The organism is Marinobacter daqiaonensis, assembly GCF_900115285.1.
Classification (GTDB): Bacteria; Pseudomonadota; Gammaproteobacteria; order Pseudomonadales; family Oleiphilaceae; genus Marinobacter; species Marinobacter daqiaonensis.
On record NZ_FOYW01000001.1, the window covers coordinates 1,771,272 to 1,789,126 of the forward strand.

Consider the following 17,855-nt stretch of genomic DNA (forward strand, 5'->3'; position numbering starts at 1 on the left):
CGTGCCCGCCAGAGCCGAGGCGGCCTCTTCGCTGGCAGGCCAGCTCCTACAGCGGAACGCCGGGAAAATGGGGTCTTTTCCTTCCGTGGATTCCGTGGCAAAAATTCAATCTTTCAGAGACAGCACATCCTGCATATCGTAAAGCCCGGCCGGCTTGCCCTGGAGCCAGCGGGCGGCGCGGACGGCGCCCTTGGCGAAGGTCATGCGGCTGCTGGCCTTGTGGGTGATCTCGATGCGCTCGCCCATGGTGGCGAAAAGCACCGTGTGGTCGCCCACCACATCGCCGGCACGGATGGTCTCGAAGCCAATTTCCTTGCCGGAGCGTTCGCCGGTGAAGCCCTCGCGGCCGTACACCGCGCACTCCTTCAGGTCGCGGCCAAGGGCATCGGCCACCACCTCGCCCATGCGCAGCGCCGTTCCCGAGGGGGCATCCTTCTTGTGACGGTGATGGGCTTCTATGATTTCCACGTCGTAGTCGTCTCCCAGAACCGCAGCGGCGGTCTTGAGCAGATTGAGGACCACGTTGACGCCGACGCTCATGTTCGGGGCAAAAACAACGGGTATTCTCTCCCCCACCATGGCCACCTGCTCTTTCTCGGCGTCTGTCATGCCGGTGGTGCCGATGATTACCGCCTTGCCGGCGCGACCGCAGAATTCCAGGTTCTCCAGGGTCAGATCCGGAAACGTGAAATCAATCAGCACATCGAAGGCGTCCCTGACGTCGGCTATATTACCGGCCATGGCCACTCCGTTCTTGCCTATACCCGCCATCTCGCCGGCATCAACCCCGATCAGAGAGCTTTCAGGGTGGACGATGGCCGCACCGAGAGTGAGATCGTCGGCCTCGTCGATGGCCTCAATCAGCACCTTGCCCATACGTCCGGCAGCGCCGGTTACTGCAATCCTTGTCATGACAGACCTCAGAATTTCATTTCGTCAAAAAAGTTCTTAACGCCTTCAAACCAGGAGGTTTTCCGGGGTCCGTGGTTGTTGCCGTTGCTGTTGTCCAGGGTTTCCTGGAACTCCTCCAGCAGTTCTTTCTGCCTCTTGGTGAGGTTGACCGGCGTTTCCACGATCACCCGGCAAAGCAGATCCCCCGCAGGGCCACCACGCACCGGGGAAACCCCTTTGTTACGCAGGCGGAACAGCTTTCCGGTCTGGGTCTCGGCAGGAATCTTCAGCTTCACCCGACCATCCAGGGTGGGCACTTCCAGTTCGCCCCCGAGGGCCGCGTCCACGATACTGATGGGCACTTCGCAATAAAGGTTGCGGCCGTCCCGCGTGAAGATGGAGTGCTCGCGAACCGCCACCTGGACATAAAGATCCCCGGCCGGTCCTCCGTCAATTCCCATTTCTCCTTCGCCGGAGAGACGGATGCGGTCGCCGGTATCAACACCTGGCGGAACCTTGACCGAGAGAGTCTTTTCTTCCTGCAGGCGGCCAGCGCCGTGGCACTTGCTACAGGGGTTGCTGATAACCTGACCGCTGCCACGGCAGGTCGGACAGGCCTGCTGGACGGTGAAGAAACCCTGTTGCATGCGCACCTGGCCCATGCCTTTACAGGTACCGCAGGTTTCTGGCCTGGACCCCTTCGCAGCCCCGCTGCCCTCACAGAGGTCACATTCCACGTGACCTGGCACGCGGATCTTGACGGTGGTGCCGTGCACGGCCTCTTCCAGGTCCAGCTCCAGGGTGTAGCGAAGGTCGGCGCCGCGATTGCTGCGACCGCGCGGTCCTCCGCCGAAAATATCACCGAACACATCGCCAAATATGTCGGAGAAGCTGGCGCCACCTCCGCCAAAGCCTCCGCCGCCGGCCTGGCCATCCACACCGGCGTGACCGAACTGGTCGTATGCGGCACGCTTGTTGACGTCCATCAGGACGTCGTAGGCTTCCGTGGCCTCCTTGAACTTGCTTTCGGCTTCAGCATCGTCCGGGTTACGGTCCGGATGGTACTTCATCGCGAGCTTGCGATAAGCCCGTTTGATTTCCTTCTCGTCCGTATCCCGGGCTACCCCGAGAACCTCATAGTAGTCACGTCTGGCCATACTGGAAAACCCTGTGTAAAAACCTGTCTGTACCTTTCGGTCCGGGACATTACGAAGGCAAAACCCGGTGTACTTAAACGCAGAAAACGCGGAGGCCGGAACCTCCGCGTTTTGGCTGCGCTATCTTCTCACAATTAGCGCTTGTCTTCGTCCTTCACTTCCTCGAACTCGGCGTCAACCGCGTCATCGGAACGGCTGCTGGCCTGCTCCTCGCCACCGGCCTGGGCCTCTTCACCCTGCTCGGCGTACATCTTCTGGGCCAGCTCGCCGGAAACTTCGGTCAGTTTCTGGGTCTTGGCCTCGATGTCTTCCTTGTTGGAGCCCTCCAGCGCTTCCTCGAGATCCTTGATGGCAGCTTCGATGTTTTCCTTTTCGCTGTCGGTGACCTTGTCGCCCGCTTCCTTCAGGGTCTTGCGCACGGTATGAACCATGGCATCACCCTGGTTGCGAACCTGCACAAGTTCTTCGAACTTGCGATCCTCCTCGGCATTGGCCTCGGCATCGTTCACCATCTTTTCGATCTCATCATCACTGAGGCCGGAAGAAGCCTTGATGACGATGGACTGCTCCTTGCCGGTAGCCTTGTCTTTGGCCGAGACGTTGAGGATACCGTTGGCATCGATGTCGAAAGTCACCTCGACCTGAGGAACGCCGCGGGGTGCCGGCGGAATGTCCGCCAGGTCGAACCGGCCCAGCGATTTGTTCTGGGACGCCTGCTTGCGCTCGCCCTGCACCACGTGAATGGTAACCGCGGTCTGGTTGTCTTCGGCAGTCGAGAAGGTCTGCGACTTCTTGGTCGGAATCGTAGTGTTCTTCTCGATCAGCGGTGTCGCCACGCCGCCCATGGTTTCGATACCCAGGGTCAGCGGAGTAACGTCCAGCAGCAGAACGTCTTTCACGTCACCGGACAGTACCGCGCCCTGAATGGCGGCACCGATTGCAACCGCCTCATCCGGGTTGACGTCCTTGCGGGCCTCTTTGCCGAAGAAGTTCTTCACTTTCTCCTGCACCAGGGGCATCCGGGTCTGGCCGCCCACCAGGATAACCTCGTCAATCTCGTTCGATGACAGGCCGGCATCCTTCATCGCCACCTTACAGGGTTCAAGACTGCGGTCGATCAGCTCTTCCACCAGGGACTCGAGCTTGGCCCGGGTCAGCTTCACGTTCATGTGCTTCGGACCGCTCTGATCCGCCGTGATGTACGGCAGGTTCACGTCGGTCTGCTGGCTGCTGGACAGCTCGATCTTGGCCTTCTCGGCGGCTTCCCTCAGGCGCTGCATGGCCAGGGAGTCGCCACGCAGATCAATGCCGCTGTCTTTCTTGAACTGGTCTGCCAGGTATTCGATGACCTTCAGGTCAAAGTCTTCACCACCCAGGAAGGTGTCACCGTTGGTGGCCAGAACCTCGAACTGGTGCTCGCCATCCACATCGGCAATTTCGATGATGGACAGGTCAAACGTACCACCACCCAGGTCGTAGACAGCTACGGTTCGGTCACCGCTCTGCTTGTCCATGCCGTAGGCCAGTGCGGCGGCGGTCGGCTCGTTGATGATCCGCTTCACTTCGAGACCGGCGATCTTGCCGGCATCCTTGGTGGCCTGACGCTGGCTGTCGTTGAAGTAGGCCGGAACGGTGATGACCGCCTCGGTGACCTTCTCACCCAGGTAATCTTCCGCGGTCTTCTTCATTTTCTTCAGCACTTCGGCGGACACCTGGGGTGGTGCCATTTTCTCGCCCTTCACTTCCACCCAGGCGTCACCGTTGTCGGCCTTGGTGATCTTGTACGGCACCATCTTGATGTCTTTCTGTACCACGTCGTCTTCAAAGCGACGGCCGATCAGACGCTTGATGGCATGAAGCGTGTTGTGGGGGTTGGTGACCGCCTGGCGTTTCGCGGACTGACCAACCAGGGTCTCGCCGTCGTCGGTGTAGGCGATAATGGACGGCGTGGTGCGATCACCTTCGGCGTTTTCGATAACCTTGACCTTGTCACCGTCCATGATGGCGACGCAGGAGTTGGTTGTGCCCAGGTCGATACCGATAATCTTGCTCATGTATACACTCCAGTTATCTGTTCAGACCGGATACTCTCGGATCCGGATTTGCTGATTCATGACCGGCCTGCTGTCGGGCCAGTGCTTGACGGTTACCTGCCTATATTGGCGCCGGCGTTTACTTTTCAAGCCTGCTCGTCAATTTTTGGTCCGCCTTCAGCCTTGGCGACCACGACCATGGCAGGACGCACCAGACGCTCGTTAAGGGTGTAGCCCTTCTGGACCACCGCAACCACGGAGTTGGGCTCTGCATCAGGTGCAGGCACCATGGACATAGCCTCATGCACCTGCGGATCGAACGGCTCGCCGACCGGATTGAGCTGCCGGACGTTGAACTTCTCGAGACTCTTCAGGAACAGGTCCAGAGTCATCTCGACTCCTTCCCGGATGGAAACCACGAGCTCATCCCGGCTTTCCTGACTCTCGGTGCTTTCTACCGCCTTCTCAAGGCTGTCCGCCACAGGCAGCAGCTCCCGGACGAATTTTTCGAGGGCAAACTTGTGAGCCTTCTCTACATCGATTTCGGCCCGGCGGCGGACATTCTGCATTTCCGCCTGGTTTCGCAGCAGCTGATCTTTCAGCTCCTGCATGCGGGCTTCCATGGAGTCGGGATCCCGCTCAGGAGAGGAGGTTTCACCGGGCTGCTCCTCGGTAACCGGTTCACCGGCCCGCTCTTCCGCCTTCAGCTCTTCGTCGACTTTCTCGTTGCGATTCTCGTCAGCGCTCATCTGCTACTCCCGCTTGTCTCTGGCTGCGCGGCAAGCCGCGCCACATCTGGGTAAGAAAACTTGCCAACGGATATGGGGCCCGAATCGGCACTTTCAACCATGCAGGGTTCACACAAATCCGCGAAAGGGGTTTGCATCCGGAAAAATCACTGTATATATTCACATGTACTGTATACCTTAACAGTGTTTGCGACTCAGGGAGACGCCACATGCTGACTCAACTCACAGTTTCCAATTACGCCATTGCCGAAAGGGTGGAACTTCAGTTCCAGAAGGGGATGACCGCCCTGACCGGAGAAACCGGCGCCGGCAAATCCATCGTGCTTGATGCGCTTGGCCTGGCCATGGGAGGCCGTGGCGATGCCGGAGCTGTACGACACGGCGCGAAGCGGGCGGACATTACCGCGTCCTTTGATATCTCCCGCATCCCTGACGCCCGGCAATGGCTGGAGGATCAGGATCTGGATGACGGCAACGACTGCATCCTGCGACGGGTCATCAGTCGCGATGGCCGCTCCCGGGCCTATATCAACGGCCAGCCCTGCCCCCTGAACCAGCTCAAGGAACTGGGCGCCTCGCTGATGGACATCCACAGCCAGCACCAGCACCAGTCGCTACTCAAGAAGGAAACCCACCGCCGGCTGCTGGATGAATTCTCCGGAGCGGAGGATCTGGCCATCAAAGCCCGCCTTGCCTGGAAACAGTGGCACCAGGCCCGCGAACGCCTGACAAGCCGGCAGCAGAACGCGGATGAGTCCGAGGCCCGCCTGCAGCTGCTCCGCTATCAGGTAGAAGAGCTCGACCGACTCGCCCTTGAGGCAGGAGAACAGGAGCGGCTGGAGCAGGAACAGGAGCAGCTGAGCCATGCGGAGACCGTCCGCCAGCACAGCCATCATGCAGCCATGCTGTGCTCCGAGGGCGAGACCAGCGCCGCCGACCTGGTGCGCCAGGCACTGCAACAACTGGAGCAGCTGCCGGTGGAAGTGCCGGCACTTGCGGATACGCTGCAGATGCTGAACGAGGCTCAGATCCAGCTCACCGAAGCCGGCAGCAACCTGCGCCATTTTGTCGAGGATTATGAAGCGGATCCGGAACGGCTTCAGGAAGTGGAAGAACGGCTCAGCGCCATCTATCAGCTGGCCAGGAAACATCGCATTCAGCCGGAGGAACTGCCGGATCTGCATCAGACCCTGGACAGGGAACTGGCGGGACTCGATGGCAGTGAGGGCAGCCTCGAACAACTGGAAGCGGACGTGGAAAGCTACCGCAAGGCCTATCAGGCAGTGGCCGACAAACTTTCCGAAGCCCGCCGCCTCGGCGCAGTGGCGCTCGACGAGCGGGTTGGCGCCGAGCTGGCGGAGCTGGGCATGCCCACAATGCGCTTTATTACCCAGCTGGACACCAGTGACAGCGAGCCAAGCCCTGCAGGCAACGAAGAAATTGAATTCCTGATCAGCGCCAACCCTGGCCAGCCGGCGCGTCCGCTGGCCAAGGTGGCCTCCGGTGGCGAACTGTCGCGGATCAGCCTGGCCATTCAGGTTGTGGTCGCCCAGACATCAACCACCCCGACCCTGGTGTTTGATGAGGTGGATGTGGGCATCGGCGGGGGCACGGCGGAAGTGGTCGGGCGCCTGCTTCGGTCCCTGGGGGAAAGTGGCCAGATTATCTGTGTGACCCATCTGCCGCAGGTGGCGGCCCAGAGCCATCAGCACCTGTTCGTCAGCAAGTTCACTGAAGCGGAGGCCACGTTTTCCCGGATTGAAACCCTGAATGATCAGGGACGCATCAGTGAAGTGGCACGGATGCTGGGCGGTCTGGATATGACCGAACAGACTCTGGCTCACGCCCGGGAAATGTACACCAAAGGTCAGGCAACCCATCACTGACCGTTAACTGACGCGAAAAAGGTTTTTGCTCTCGTCGAACTCCCTTCTCACCTGAGAGCCTCGGAGCGCCATTGCGGCGCTCTTTTTTTTGGCATTGATTGCCCAGGGCAGCCATCCCCGGGCGCACACCCCTGAACCTGGGGGATCAGGACTTCTTCAGCGGCTTCACGTAAAGGATGAGGCTGTGGTCGACAATCTCGTAGCCGTGTTCCTTGGCGATCTTCTGTTGCCGCTCTTCGATCACATCGTCCACGAACTCGATCACCTCGCCGGTCTGGGTGCATACCATGTGGTCGTGATGATCGTCGCCCGCCATTTCAAAAACCGCGTGACCACCCTCGAAATTATGGCGGAGAACCAGTCCGGCCGCCTCGAATTGGGTAAGCACCCGATAGACCGTCGCCAGGCCAACATCGTCACCCTGATCGAGGAGCTTTTTGTAGACATCCTCCGCGCTCAGGTGATGCTCCTTGGCACTCTCCAGGATGTTAAAGATCTTCACCCGGGGCAACGTAACTTTCAGGCCAACCTTGCGCAGTTCGGCGTTTTCAGATGACATAATGCTCTTCGCTCTTTGGTGTATTCAGTGCTTCCGGTATTATAGCGCCTAATTTCCTGTCATAAACCGTTTCATTCCCGGCCAAAAAGGACGTCTGTCCCTGATGCACCCGATTCGAAAGCTTGTTCCCGCCCTCCTGCTGCTTACTCTGACAGGCTGCGTGTTCCCCGGCGTTTATAAAATCAATATCCAGCAGGGCAATATCGTTACCGAAGAAGAGCTGGCGCAACTGGAGCCCGGCATGACCCGGGCCCAGGTCCACTCCGCCCTGGGGACTCCACTGGTACTCAACCCGGCCGACACTTCGGTGGAATATTACGTTTACACCTTCCAGGAAGCAGGCGGCGAGATACGGGAGCAGAAGGTGATCGTCCACTACGACAACGACACCTATTCCCATTCAGAAAAGCAGCTGCTGGATGATCTGCCGGCTTACTAGTCTGCAGACTAGCCCTGCTTCTTTTTGGCCCGGTTCAACCGGGCCTGCTTGGGATCGATCTTGAGGGGCCGGTAAAGCTCAACCCGGTCTCCCTCCCGCAGAACATGATCGGCAGGGGATTTCACGACTTTGCCGAAAATCCCCATGTCCGCGACATCCGGATCAAGACCGGGAAACAACTCTTCAATGCGGGACAGGCGGACCGCCTCCAGCATCGTCGCTCCCTCCTCCACGAGCACCGGCACGATCTCCTGTTTCTCCGGTGTTGCGTACGCCACCTCCACCCGCATCAGCGCTTCTCCGAACCCGAAGACCTGGGGTAGACCTCATCAGCACGACGGCAGAAAGCCTCGACCATGGTGTTGGCGGCCTGACTGAAAACCGGGCCGAAGGTCATCCGCGACAAGGGCCCGGAGAAATCGAATTCCAGCTGAAGGATAACCTTGCAGGCGACTTCATCCAATGGCTTGAAATGCCAGTGGCCCTTGAGATTCCGGAAAGGACCGTCAACCAGTTGCATGTCGATCCGCTCCGGGGTCATCCGGAGGTTCCGGGTGGTCAGGCGATGGCGCATCCCCCCTTTGGCGACCTCAAGGGAGGCAATCACCTCGGCCTCGGTGCGCTCGTGAACCTCGGCACCCGCACACCACGGGAGGAACTGTGGATAGCTGCCAACGTCGTCGACCAGGAAAAACATCCGCTCTGCCGAATGCAGGACCAGTGCGCTTTTATCAATCTGATGGGGCATGAAACTCCCGATTCTTTTCCTAACCAGAAACCCATGATATCGGATTTCAGATATTTTTTCGGCCCGGCACTGATCCGCCAGTCTCCAGGTATCAGTATTCCGCGGCCTTGCCAGGGCCGGGGCGACTGTTCGGACCAGGACTCCTTTCACTCCCTGTCATTCCCTGAGCCCCCACCTCATGGGCCGAAGGCGCACACCACCCCAGGTCGCCGTTCTGGCAAAGCAACTGCAGGGAAACGACTGAATAACTCAACCCCACGGCCGCCACCACCAAGGGTAAAAGGTATCGCAAAATCAGGTGCCAGAGCATGACAAGCCATTCAGGGGCATCGCCGAGCAGCCTGACCAGATACCCCGGTGGACCTCTCCAGCCAAGGAAAATGGCCAGAGCCACCGTTACCGCTGGAATAAGGAGGCCGCTGGTCACCAGTTCGATCCAGCGGAATGGAGTCAGCCCTGCCAGTTCGACACTGGACCAGATATTGAACGAGAAAAGAGTGACCAGGCCCACCAGCCAGGCGGACACCAGCACAAGCAGGACGGAAGCCCACCTGGGAGCCACCACCCACTCCCGGAGCCAGCCAACCACCGATTCGCTCAGGGCAAGGGCCGAGGTCCAGGCGACCAGCGTAATGACCGTGAACAGGGCTGTAGCCATGAACTGGTGCCCTGGTTGCTCCCCCAGACCCACGGGCAAAGCCACGAACACCAGACCGAATCCCTGGGCACTGCTTGCCCCGATGGCCGTTGAAGCAAGGCCATAGATTACAGCGCCGGCACACACACCAACCAGGGTATCCATCAGGGTAACTGCGATAACAGAGCGCTTGAGAGGGGTGCCAGGCGCCATCATGGCCCCGAAAACAGCCCACACGCCAAGACCGAGGCCCAGTGTATAAAAGGCATGGGATAACGCCAGCCAGACACTCTGGAGTGAAACATCCTCTGCTCGCAGGGCCGTCACTGAGGCCAGCGCCTGCGCTCCCCGTCCCTCACGAAAGACCCACCAAAGCAAGCCGGCAAGGACCAGAAGGATTATCGGCATCACTAACCGGAACGCGCGCTCCACAACGTTTCCGCGAATGGCCACCGCGCCCACGAGGATGATGAAAAACAGATGCCAGGCCATGAAACCGCGATACTCATGGGTGTCTTCCACAAGCTGGCTCAATAAATGCGTCATGGCGGCCGTGCTGGCGTTGTCGAAATGACCCAGGGCCCCGTAGAACACATAGGCCAGACAGATCGAGCCGATCACCAGGGTCATCGAAAGCACCAGGAAACCGGCCAGGATGCTGAGCCGGCCCACCCAGCGCCAGCGAGGCGACTGCCGGATGGCAGCGGCCTCTGCCGCCATCGCCAATACCATGCTGTGCCTTGAATGACGGCCAAGGGCTGTCTCGGCAAGCATCAGGGGTAGCGTGACCAGCAACAGGGAGCCCAGGTAAAGCAGAACGAAATAGCCGCCGCCGAACTGGTTCGCCAGCCAGGGAAATTGCCACAGGTTCCCCAGACCGATGGTTGCGGCCGTGGCTGCCCAGAAAAACGTGGATCGATTTGCCCAAAGGCCAAGGGTCGCGTTAGGAAGTACCGACATCCAGATCCCTGCTTACAATGAATCCGCCATTCTAGCGGAAATGCCACGTTCGTCGCCCGTTTCGTGACCCCTAACGGGACCTGCGTTACAATCCGACCCTTGTCTGTGGCCGGATCAGCCCCATTACAGACCCTGAATATCCAACGGAACCAGCGAATGAGCAAGAAAAAACCGGCAAACTCCGGGGGCACCATTGCCCTCAACAAAAAGGCGCGCCACGAGTATCACATCGAGGAGCGCCTCGAGGCAGGCGTCCAGCTTCTGGGCTGGGAGGTCAAATCGCTGCGTGCCGGCAAGGGCCAGATCACTGAGGCCTACGTCCTGTTCCGGGAGGGCGAGGCCTTTCTTTTCAACGCCCAGATTACGCCCCTTAACACGGCCTCCACCCATGTCATCGCCGATCCGACACGCACGCGCAAACTTCTGCTGCATGCCAAGGAAATTGCCAGACTCATGGGCAAGGTAGACCAGGCGGGCCATACTTGCGTACCCCTGGCGCTCTACTGGAAGAAGAACAAGGTGAAGTGCGAGATTGCTCTGGTGAAAGGCAAGAAGCTGTTCGACAAGCGGGCCACCGAGAAAGAGCGGGACTGGAACCGCCAGAAGCAGCGCATCATGCGGGAAGGTAACGCAGGCTGAATACGTGGGCATGGGTGTAACTACCGACCCGGGTTTCACGAAAACCCTTGAAGTCCCGGACTTCGGACCCATATACTTGATCAAGAGGGGACGACATGGCTTCGACGCTGGTGACGAACCCTTGAGTGCATGTCGAGATGGCAGCGAATCTCGTTAATCCAAAGCTGCAAGCAATAGTCGCAAACGACGACAACTACGCACTGGCGGCGTAAGCCGCTGGTTGTCCTGACCCGGGTGCCTGTAAACGGGTATTTCAGGACATCATAGCTAACAGGCTGCTCCTTTAACCAGAGCTCACTGGTTGAAGGATAAGATTCAAAGAGCTCGCCTCTTGCACCCTGGCTCTCGGGTCGCTTGAGGTTAAACGAATAGAGAGACGCTAAACATGTAGAGCTCAAGGCAGAGTACTGGCGGACGCGGGTTCAATTCCCGCCGTCTCCACCAAACTCTCAGAGAAAAGCCCCTGATTTCAGGGGCTTTTTTTTTGCCTGCGAATCTTAAAATCTGAAAGCACCCTTCGCCATGCAAGGCATCTGTCAATTTTTTTTACAGTATTTCAAAAATACTGCCGATCTCCGCTGGATGGACTTAAATTATTGATATGCATAAGGTCCCAGCGTGTCCTTCTCGACAGAGTCTGCGCTATCTCCAGTACTCTCAGATCTGAATCCCGACTCTGGCACCGCTTTATTTCCCCTCTCCCGTGCACAGCGTCGAGTCCATTTACATCTGCAGCTGGAACAGCCTGGCCAAAACCGAACGGACCCGTCTAGTCGCCTGATTTTAGCGTTTAAAAAGGTAATGGTCTGGATTGTGCTTTTACGTGAGGTGGTGGGGAACAGGTCCATTCGATGTACGGATCTGCTCCTTCGAGGATGAACCACACTTCTTGTGCAACTTGGAGACTGGAGGTCTCGTTATGATTCTTAAAAAAATAGGTACTGCGCTGACGCTGTGTGGCGCGCTTATCGCGGCGCCACTGAACGCCGCCCCTATCCTCAGCGACCTTGTGTTCGTCGTGGATGAGTCCGGCTCCATGGGCAATGTGCAGGCCAACCTGCGCGATAACATTGGCCTGTTCGCAAGCATCCTCACTGGTACCGGCCAGGTGAATGCCCAGTACGGCCTGGTGGGCTACGGCAGTGGCAACCCTGCCCCACGGATGATTACGGACCTGACCAATGACACCGCTTTCGCCAGTGCCGCCCAGAACCTGGTCGCCAGCGGTGGTACCGAACCCGGCTACACGGCCACGGCTTTCGCTCTGAACGCATTGGACAATCAGTCACCCACGTTCTCGTTCCGCTCCAACGCGATCAAGAACATTATCATCCTGACGGACGAACCCAGCAACGGCGACCGGACCTTCTTCGGCACGGTTGGTGGCCAGGCGGTTTCAGAAACCATCCTGGACGGCGTGCTGACCAACAACAACGCGCTCTATAATGGCGTACTGGCTGGCTCGAGCACCATTTCGTCCTACCAGTCGCTCATCACCTCTCATGGTGGCTCGGTGTTTGATCTGAACCAGTTCAACAGCACGGACACCTCCGTTGTTCAGGGCTTCGTAACTGCGTTCGCAAACGCCAAACTTCAGGAAACTCTGGATTTCTGTCAGCTCAATCCCAATGATCCGGCCTGTGGCGGCAACGGCGGAACCCCGGTACCCGAGCCCGGCTCCCTGGCACTCCTTGGCCTGGGTCTGACCGGCCTGGTGGCCATACGCCGTCGCAAGATGGCGGTCGAGGCCTGAGGCCGACAACGGCCGGTGACGTCGAGTCACCTCATCCCTGTCCGGCCAGATTCAACTGGCCGGACAATTCCTCCCTCCCCTGACCCGCCATTGCACTACATCCGGCAACAAACCGTTTCAAGAAAAAATCCGTTCAGCCGATAGTCTTCATTATAGTGACGTGTCTGCAGATATTGATGAGGAGCATCGGCCGTGGGGCTTTTTTCCCTTTCCTGGAAACAGAAATTCTGGCTTTTGATCGCCGCGACGTTTGTCGGTCTGGTGCTGTTGGCAATGGCCGCCCTGAGGGGCCTCGAACAGGTCTCGGACTCCTACGAGGCCCGCTCCGACGCCAGAGCCTATCAGGCCGCTTCCCTCTCCCTGTTCTCGGACTGGCTCAAGGTGGAGAGCCGCAGCTCTAACCTGGGGCCCGAGACCGTCGCTCCCTATCAAGGGTCGCTGGCTCAGCTCCAACAGCAGGCCGACGAGCTCATAGTGCTGGCCGGCGCCCTGACCGCAAAGGAGGTTGCCGAAACCGCGGGCACCATCGAGGGCATGGTCGACCAATATGTCCAGCTCCGGCAGACCTGGCTTGAGCTGCAACAGACCCTTGGCCTGAACAATTCCGACGGCCTTCGCGGTGAACTGGCCACGGCCATGGATGATGGCTTGCGGCAAATCAGCATCTCGATTCTCAATGACGACATTGAGCTGGCCAGAACCGCCTATCCGGATTACCTCGCCACCTACAACTCAGAGTCGGCGTCCATCGCGTATGAAGCCATTGAAGGGATGCAGAATGTGGTTTCCGACATGGGCTGGGAGGATAACGAGCTGGGCCAGTCGGTTCAGGCCTTCGCCAATGCCTTTCGACAGGCGAACCAGCAGATTGAAGTCATCGTGGAGACCGAGCAGCGTCTGGAGCGTCTCGGCGAGGAACTGGAAACCTTTATCGAGGATCAGAACCAGTCCCTGCGCACCGGCCTGATCGAGGAGACCCGCGCACAGGCCGAGCAGGCCAAAGAGTCATCCACCTGGCTGATTATCGTGGTATCCACCATTGTCGTGGTGGTGCTGGTGTTGACCCTCACCCAGGCCTCACGCACCCTCGTGGGACGGCTGCACGATACGGTCGATCTGCTTTCCCGGGTGGCTGGAGGCGATCTCACGGGGCGCCTTCGTCCGGGCAGCAACCCACGGGACGAGTTCAACACCCTGGGCGAGGCCTCCAATCGCATGACCGAAGACATGTCAAAGGTCATCCGCGAGGTCATCGGCGGCAATCGCGACCTGTCCCGGCTGCAGGGCGAACTCGAGCAGTTGATGCTGCAAATGAGCAACAACAGTGAGCAGGTGGAAGGTCAGACCGAGCAGACTGCGGCGGCGGTGCAGGAGATCTCACATACGACGACCGAGATCGCCAGCCTGACCAACACCGTCAATCACTCCGCGCAGGAGGCTAACTGCGCCGCCCAGGACGGTGCCCGGGTCATCAAGAGCAGCGTCAGCAGCATGCACGAGCTGTCCACGAGGATCCAGCAGACTCACGAGCAGGTGGGGCGCCTGAGCCAGACCGGGGAAAAGGTCAACTCCATCGTCGACACCATCAACGGGCTCGCGGAGCAAACCAACCTGCTGGCACTGAATGCGGCCATTGAGGCGGCCCGCGCCGGCGAAGCCGGACGGGGCTTCTCGGTCGTCGCTGATGAGGTTCGTTCACTGGCGGAGAAAACCGTGGCGGCCACCAGTGGCATTGCGAACATCGTCGATGCCCTGAACCGGGAAACCCGTGAAATCTCCACGCTGATGGAACAGGGTATGAAACAGGCGATTTCCGGTGAAAAGAGCGCTGAGGAAGCTGCGTCGGTGATCGACCGCATCACCCACTCCATCAACAGCCTGGCCGGCGACATGGAGCAGGTGGTCAGCTCGGTTGAAGGCATCTCAACCACGACCGAGGAAATCGCCCAGAAGGTGGAACAGATTCATGTCCACACCCAGGAAACAGGGATCATCCGCAAGCAACTGGACGAACATACCCGCCAGCTGGCGGCTTGCTCTGACAGCCTCAATGAAACCTCCGGGCGCTTCCGCCTTGGCTGAGCCCTGCCAATGACCTCCGGGGCCCCGCTTTTTCGGGGCTCCGGTGATACAAAACCGCCGCTTTCCTCTATCCTTTCCGGAAACCCCCCGAAACAGAAAGAGGAGATGCACTGTGATCAAATCCCGTGCTGCGGTCGCCTTTGAGCCAAACAAGCCCCTGGAAATTGTGGAAGTGGATGTGGCGCCTCCCAAAGAGGGCGAGGTCCTTGTCCGTATTGTTGCTTCCGGTGTCTGTCACACCGATGCCTATACGCTCTCAGGGGCCGACCCTGAAGGCATATTCCCCGCTATTCTTGGCCATGAAGGCGGCGGTATCGTCGAGCAGGTCGGGCCGGGGGTCACCGGCCTCGAGGTAGGGGACCACGTCATTCCGCTTTACACCGCGGAATGCGGCAAGTGCAAGTTCTGCACTTCGGGCAAGACCAACCTGTGCGGGGCCGTGCGGGCCACCCAGGGCAAGGGCGTGATGCCCGATGGAACCCCGCGCTTTTCCTATAAAGGCCAGCCCATTTACCACTACATGGGCACCTCCACGTTCTCCGAGTTCACGGTGTTACCGGAAATATCCCTGGCTAAAATTCCCAAGGAGGCCCCCCTGGAAAAGGTCTGTCTTCTGGGGTGCGGGGTCACAACCGGTATCGGTGCGGTACTCAACACCGCCAAGGTGGAGGAAGGGGCAACCGTGGCGATCTTCGGGCTGGGCGGTATCGGTCTGGCGGCCATCATTGGCGCCACCATGGCGAAAGCGGGGCGCATCATCGGGATCGACATCAATCCGGAGAAGTTCGAAATCGCCCGCCAGCTGGGCGCCACCGACCTGGTCAACCCGAACGATCACGACAGACCCATTCAGGAGGTGATCGTCGAGATGACAGACGGCGGCGCTGACTACACTTTCGAGTGCGTCGGCAACGTCAAGCTGATGAGGGCCGCGCTGGAGGCGTGTCACAAGGGCTGGGGAGAATCCACCATCATTGGCGTGGCCGGTGCCGGCGAGGAGATCAGCACCAGGCCATTCCAGCTGGTAACCGGGCGGGTCTGGCGCGGCTCCGCCTTCGGCGGAGTCAAGGGCCGCACCGAACTGCCCGATTATGTGGCCAGGGCCCAGGCCGGAGAGATTCCGCTGGACGTTTTCATCACCCACAACATGCCCCTGGAGGACATCAACAAGGCCTTCGACCTGATGCATGAAGGCAAGAGCATCCGCTCCGTCATTCATTTCTAGTCGTCGGCTCGGAAGGCGATGCGGGTCCCTCAGACGGGCCCGCTATCCGCCTGCAGCCCTTCCGCCGGAACCCTGTCCGCACCCCAGCTCCGGTACACCATATCGGTAATCCGGGCGATGTCCTCGGCCGGCACGGCGTCGGGATTCCCCCGCTCCAGGGGGTCAAAATGGAAAATGTACAGCCGCGAGGCGAATTGCTCGAACGGCAGTGAAGCTTCCCCGAAACGTTCACCGTTACCCGAGGTACTGACCACGATGTCGTCCCCCCAGTTCTGACCGCTGTCGTTATTGGGGTTGAAGAAATAGACCCGCATCCTGTCCTGCTGATCGAGACTTACCCGGAGGATGGTGAGGGCATGCCAGCCGATGAATCGGGCGGCACTGTCAGTCACCGCGATCCCGGCTGGCTGGGGGTGGATAAGCGGCTGGTTCCCGTTGTAATAAGGGTGATAGGTAATGTAGAAATGCTGGAGAAAGCGTTCCAGATCCAGGAGATTTCCGGTGGCCACATCCACGTTGATACTGAAGCCGCGGCCGGACCACCAGCCATGGAACTCCGGGTTGACCCAGCGATGGGGGTCGCCTTCCCGGCCGATACACATCCTGCCCATTTCCGCATAGATCCGGTCGAGGTGGGGCACCACCAGCAACGAGACCGGATCAAGGTCGAGAGTGATCTCCGCCGCCACCCCTGACGCGCTGTTCCGGGATGACACCGGCTCGCCCTCGAAGTGCATGATGATCTCATCGTCACGGGCGGCCCAGGCCACCATCTGCAGGAGATAGTCCGGATCGTTGTAGGCCCACATGGACAGCGCCCGGGCCGATTGACAGGTCGGATTGTTCCCCTGGCCGACACCCAGAGGCTGACCCAGCATGGACAGGACCCCCTGGATCAGCCATGCCCTGGGCTCCGGCGTGTCGCCAAACGCCAACCTGATCCTTTCCCGCGCATTGGCCGAGAGTGGCAGCTGAACCTGGCGCCAGAGTGCCGGTGCAACCGGTGGCTGGTACATGATCCCCCGCTCCAGCATCAGCGCGAGACCATACAGCCCCTGGCAGGTTTCCGGGAAAATCCCCTGCTGGATCAGGGCATGCACCAGGTCCTGATAGCACAGCAGACAGTCGCGGCCGGTGCTGGAGAGGCCCAGCGCCTCCGACAGCAATGAAGGCGACTGCTCGCGAAGGTACTGGACCAGCGCCGCGTGATACGGCGAGACCAGGCCAGTGTCGTGCATGGCCCTGGCGCAACCGGTGGCTTCGCTTTGCAGGGCGGCCTGGTCCATGGCCTGGATACGCTCCAGGTAGACCCCCACCCCGGGGTCCTCCCGGCAGGCCTGGGTGGGACCGAACAGGCTGCTGATCAGGCGGTCTGCCCCCTGACCGCTGCCTCCGAGGTCGATATCCGGATTGTTCCTGCAGATGGCGATCTGAGTGATCATCTGGCGCACATCCGTCACCTGGATAGGCCTCTGGTTCACAATGCGCCAGATCTCGTCGATCAAACGGTCGATGATGTGCTCGTAGCCGATGCGGTTGGCCAGATGACGGATAACCGCCCGGCTGATCGTGGCCAGGCGCCCCTGCTGTTCCCGCTCCGCCTCAGAGGGCGTACCGAACAGCAACTCCAGATTGATGGCCAACACCTGGGCAAGATAGTGGTGGGCCTGTTCTGCGGACATGCGGGGATGCTCGTACCCCCCCTTTGCCACCGCCAGCAACCGCAATTCACTGAGAGCCTCGATCACGACAGTGTCGGAATAGGGACTGCGCAGAGAAAGTCGGGTAAGGGATGGAATCAGAATCTGGGGGTCGGCCCAGTCGGACCCTTCAAAGATACCGGTCTGTTCAATCGACCGTGCCCGGGCTTCCACGACGGCGCAGCCGCCCTCCAGCATCAGCACCTGGCGGATGCTCTCGATGAGCCGGGGCATTTTTGTCAGGCGGGAAAAAGACGGACTGGACGACGCCACCTCGATGGCATCGTCCAGCCGTTGCGCCTTGATGGCAAGCTTGTGTTCCAGCTCGCCCGAGGGCGATGTTTCATTGCTATACGTCAAACCTGAAATCCTTAGAGCTGTCGGCAGCCCTTTAGCA

At 59.6% G+C, this 17,855-nt stretch carries 15 protein-coding genes and 1 other RNA gene; 7 read left to right on the forward strand and 9 right to left on the reverse strand.

What is annotated here, in order from left to right; translation table 11 throughout:
- Positions 1-105: 105 nt before the first annotated feature.
- From dapB to grpE, 4 genes are all read right to left on the reverse strand, one after another.
- Positions 106-912, reverse strand: coding sequence for a 4-hydroxy-tetrahydrodipicolinate reductase (gene dapB / locus BM346_RS08100; RefSeq protein ID WP_092010642.1), 807 nt, complete (start codon positions 910-912; stop codon positions 106-108).
- An 8-nt stretch (positions 913-920) separates the two neighbouring features.
- Positions 921-2,048 carry a molecular chaperone DnaJ gene (gene dnaJ, locus BM346_RS08105; protein WP_092010645.1) on the reverse strand — a complete coding sequence of 376 codons (1,128 nt, stop codon included), beginning with the start codon at positions 2,046-2,048 and terminating at the stop codon, positions 921-923.
- Between the two features lie 134 nt (positions 2,049-2,182).
- Positions 2,183-4,102 (reverse strand): molecular chaperone DnaK, encoded by a 1,920-nt coding sequence (gene dnaK, locus BM346_RS08110; protein WP_092010648.1) that lies wholly within the window; start codon positions 4,100-4,102, stop codon positions 2,183-2,185.
- A 125-nt stretch (positions 4,103-4,227) separates the two neighbouring features.
- Positions 4,228-4,830, reverse strand: coding sequence for a nucleotide exchange factor GrpE (gene grpE / locus BM346_RS08115; RefSeq protein WP_092010651.1), 603 nt, complete (start codon positions 4,828-4,830; stop codon positions 4,228-4,230).
- Positions 4,831-5,039: 209 nt separating this feature from the next.
- Here grpE and recN point away from each other — a divergent pair, with 209 nt between their 5' ends.
- Positions 5,040-6,716, forward strand: a complete 1,677-nt coding sequence (gene recN / locus BM346_RS08120) for a DNA repair protein RecN (protein ID WP_092010655.1) — start codon at positions 5,040-5,042, stop codon at positions 6,714-6,716.
- Positions 6,717-6,861: 145 nt separating this feature from the next.
- Here the strand turns inward: recN and fur are convergent, their stop codons facing one another.
- The gene (gene fur, locus BM346_RS08125; RefSeq protein WP_092010658.1) at positions 6,862-7,275 is read right to left on the reverse strand and encodes a ferric iron uptake transcriptional regulator; all 414 of its coding nucleotides are present in this window, start codon (positions 7,273-7,275) and stop codon (positions 6,862-6,864) included.
- A gap of 103 nt (positions 7,276-7,378) precedes the next feature.
- Here fur and BM346_RS08130 point away from each other — a divergent pair, with 103 nt between their 5' ends.
- Positions 7,379-7,714 carry an outer membrane protein assembly factor BamE gene (locus BM346_RS08130; protein ID WP_227662857.1) on the forward strand — a complete coding sequence of 112 codons (336 nt, stop codon included), beginning with the start codon at positions 7,379-7,381 and terminating at the stop codon, positions 7,712-7,714.
- 8 nt (positions 7,715-7,722) lie between these two features.
- Here BM346_RS08130 and BM346_RS08135 read toward each other — a convergent pair whose 3' ends face one another.
- The 3 genes from BM346_RS08135 to BM346_RS08145 form a co-directional block, all read right to left on the reverse strand.
- On the reverse strand, positions 7,723-8,004 hold the full coding sequence (locus tag BM346_RS08135; RefSeq protein WP_092010661.1) for an RnfH family protein: 282 nt from the start codon (positions 8,002-8,004) through the stop codon (positions 7,723-7,725).
- Positions 8,004-8,462 (reverse strand): type II toxin-antitoxin system RatA family toxin, encoded by a 459-nt coding sequence (locus tag BM346_RS08140; protein WP_092010664.1) that lies wholly within the window; start codon positions 8,460-8,462, stop codon positions 8,004-8,006. Before BM346_RS08140 ends, BM346_RS08135 begins: the two co-directional genes overlap by 1 nt.
- A 91-nt stretch (positions 8,463-8,553) precedes the next feature.
- Positions 8,554-10,059, reverse strand: coding sequence for a sodium-dependent transporter (locus BM346_RS08145; RefSeq protein ID WP_092010667.1), 1,506 nt, complete (start codon positions 10,057-10,059; stop codon positions 8,554-8,556).
- Between the two features lie 156 nt (positions 10,060-10,215).
- On the opposite strand from BM346_RS08145, the gene smpB reads away from it, so the two are divergent.
- The 5 genes from smpB (at position 10,216) to BM346_RS08170 (ending at position 15,758) form a co-directional block, all read left to right on the forward strand.
- Positions 10,216-10,698 carry an SsrA-binding protein SmpB gene (smpB, locus tag BM346_RS08150; protein ID WP_092010670.1) on the forward strand — a complete coding sequence of 161 codons (483 nt, stop codon included), beginning with the start codon at positions 10,216-10,218 and terminating at the stop codon, positions 10,696-10,698.
- An 86-nt stretch (positions 10,699-10,784) separates the two neighbouring features.
- Positions 10,785-11,142, forward strand: a transfer-messenger RNA (tmRNA) gene (gene ssrA, locus BM346_RS08155).
- 475 nt (positions 11,143-11,617) lie between these two features.
- Complete coding sequence (locus BM346_RS18260) at positions 11,618-12,451, forward strand: VWA domain-containing protein (RefSeq protein WP_092010673.1); 834 nt, start codon at positions 11,618-11,620, stop codon at positions 12,449-12,451.
- 192 nt (positions 12,452-12,643) lie between these two features.
- Positions 12,644-14,533 carry a methyl-accepting chemotaxis protein gene (locus BM346_RS08165; RefSeq protein WP_227662856.1) on the forward strand — a complete coding sequence of 630 codons (1,890 nt, stop codon included), beginning with the start codon at positions 12,644-12,646 and terminating at the stop codon, positions 14,531-14,533.
- Between the two features lie 112 nt (positions 14,534-14,645).
- Positions 14,646-15,758, forward strand: a complete 1,113-nt coding sequence (locus BM346_RS08170) for an S-(hydroxymethyl)glutathione dehydrogenase/class III alcohol dehydrogenase (RefSeq protein ID WP_092010676.1) — start codon at positions 14,646-14,648, stop codon at positions 15,756-15,758.
- 29 nt (positions 15,759-15,787) lie between these two features.
- Here the strand turns inward: BM346_RS08170 and BM346_RS08175 are convergent, their stop codons facing one another.
- Positions 15,788-17,782, reverse strand: coding sequence for a hypothetical protein (locus tag BM346_RS08175; RefSeq protein WP_092013476.1), 1,995 nt, complete (start codon positions 17,780-17,782; stop codon positions 15,788-15,790).
- Positions 17,783-17,855: the final 73 nt, after the last annotated feature.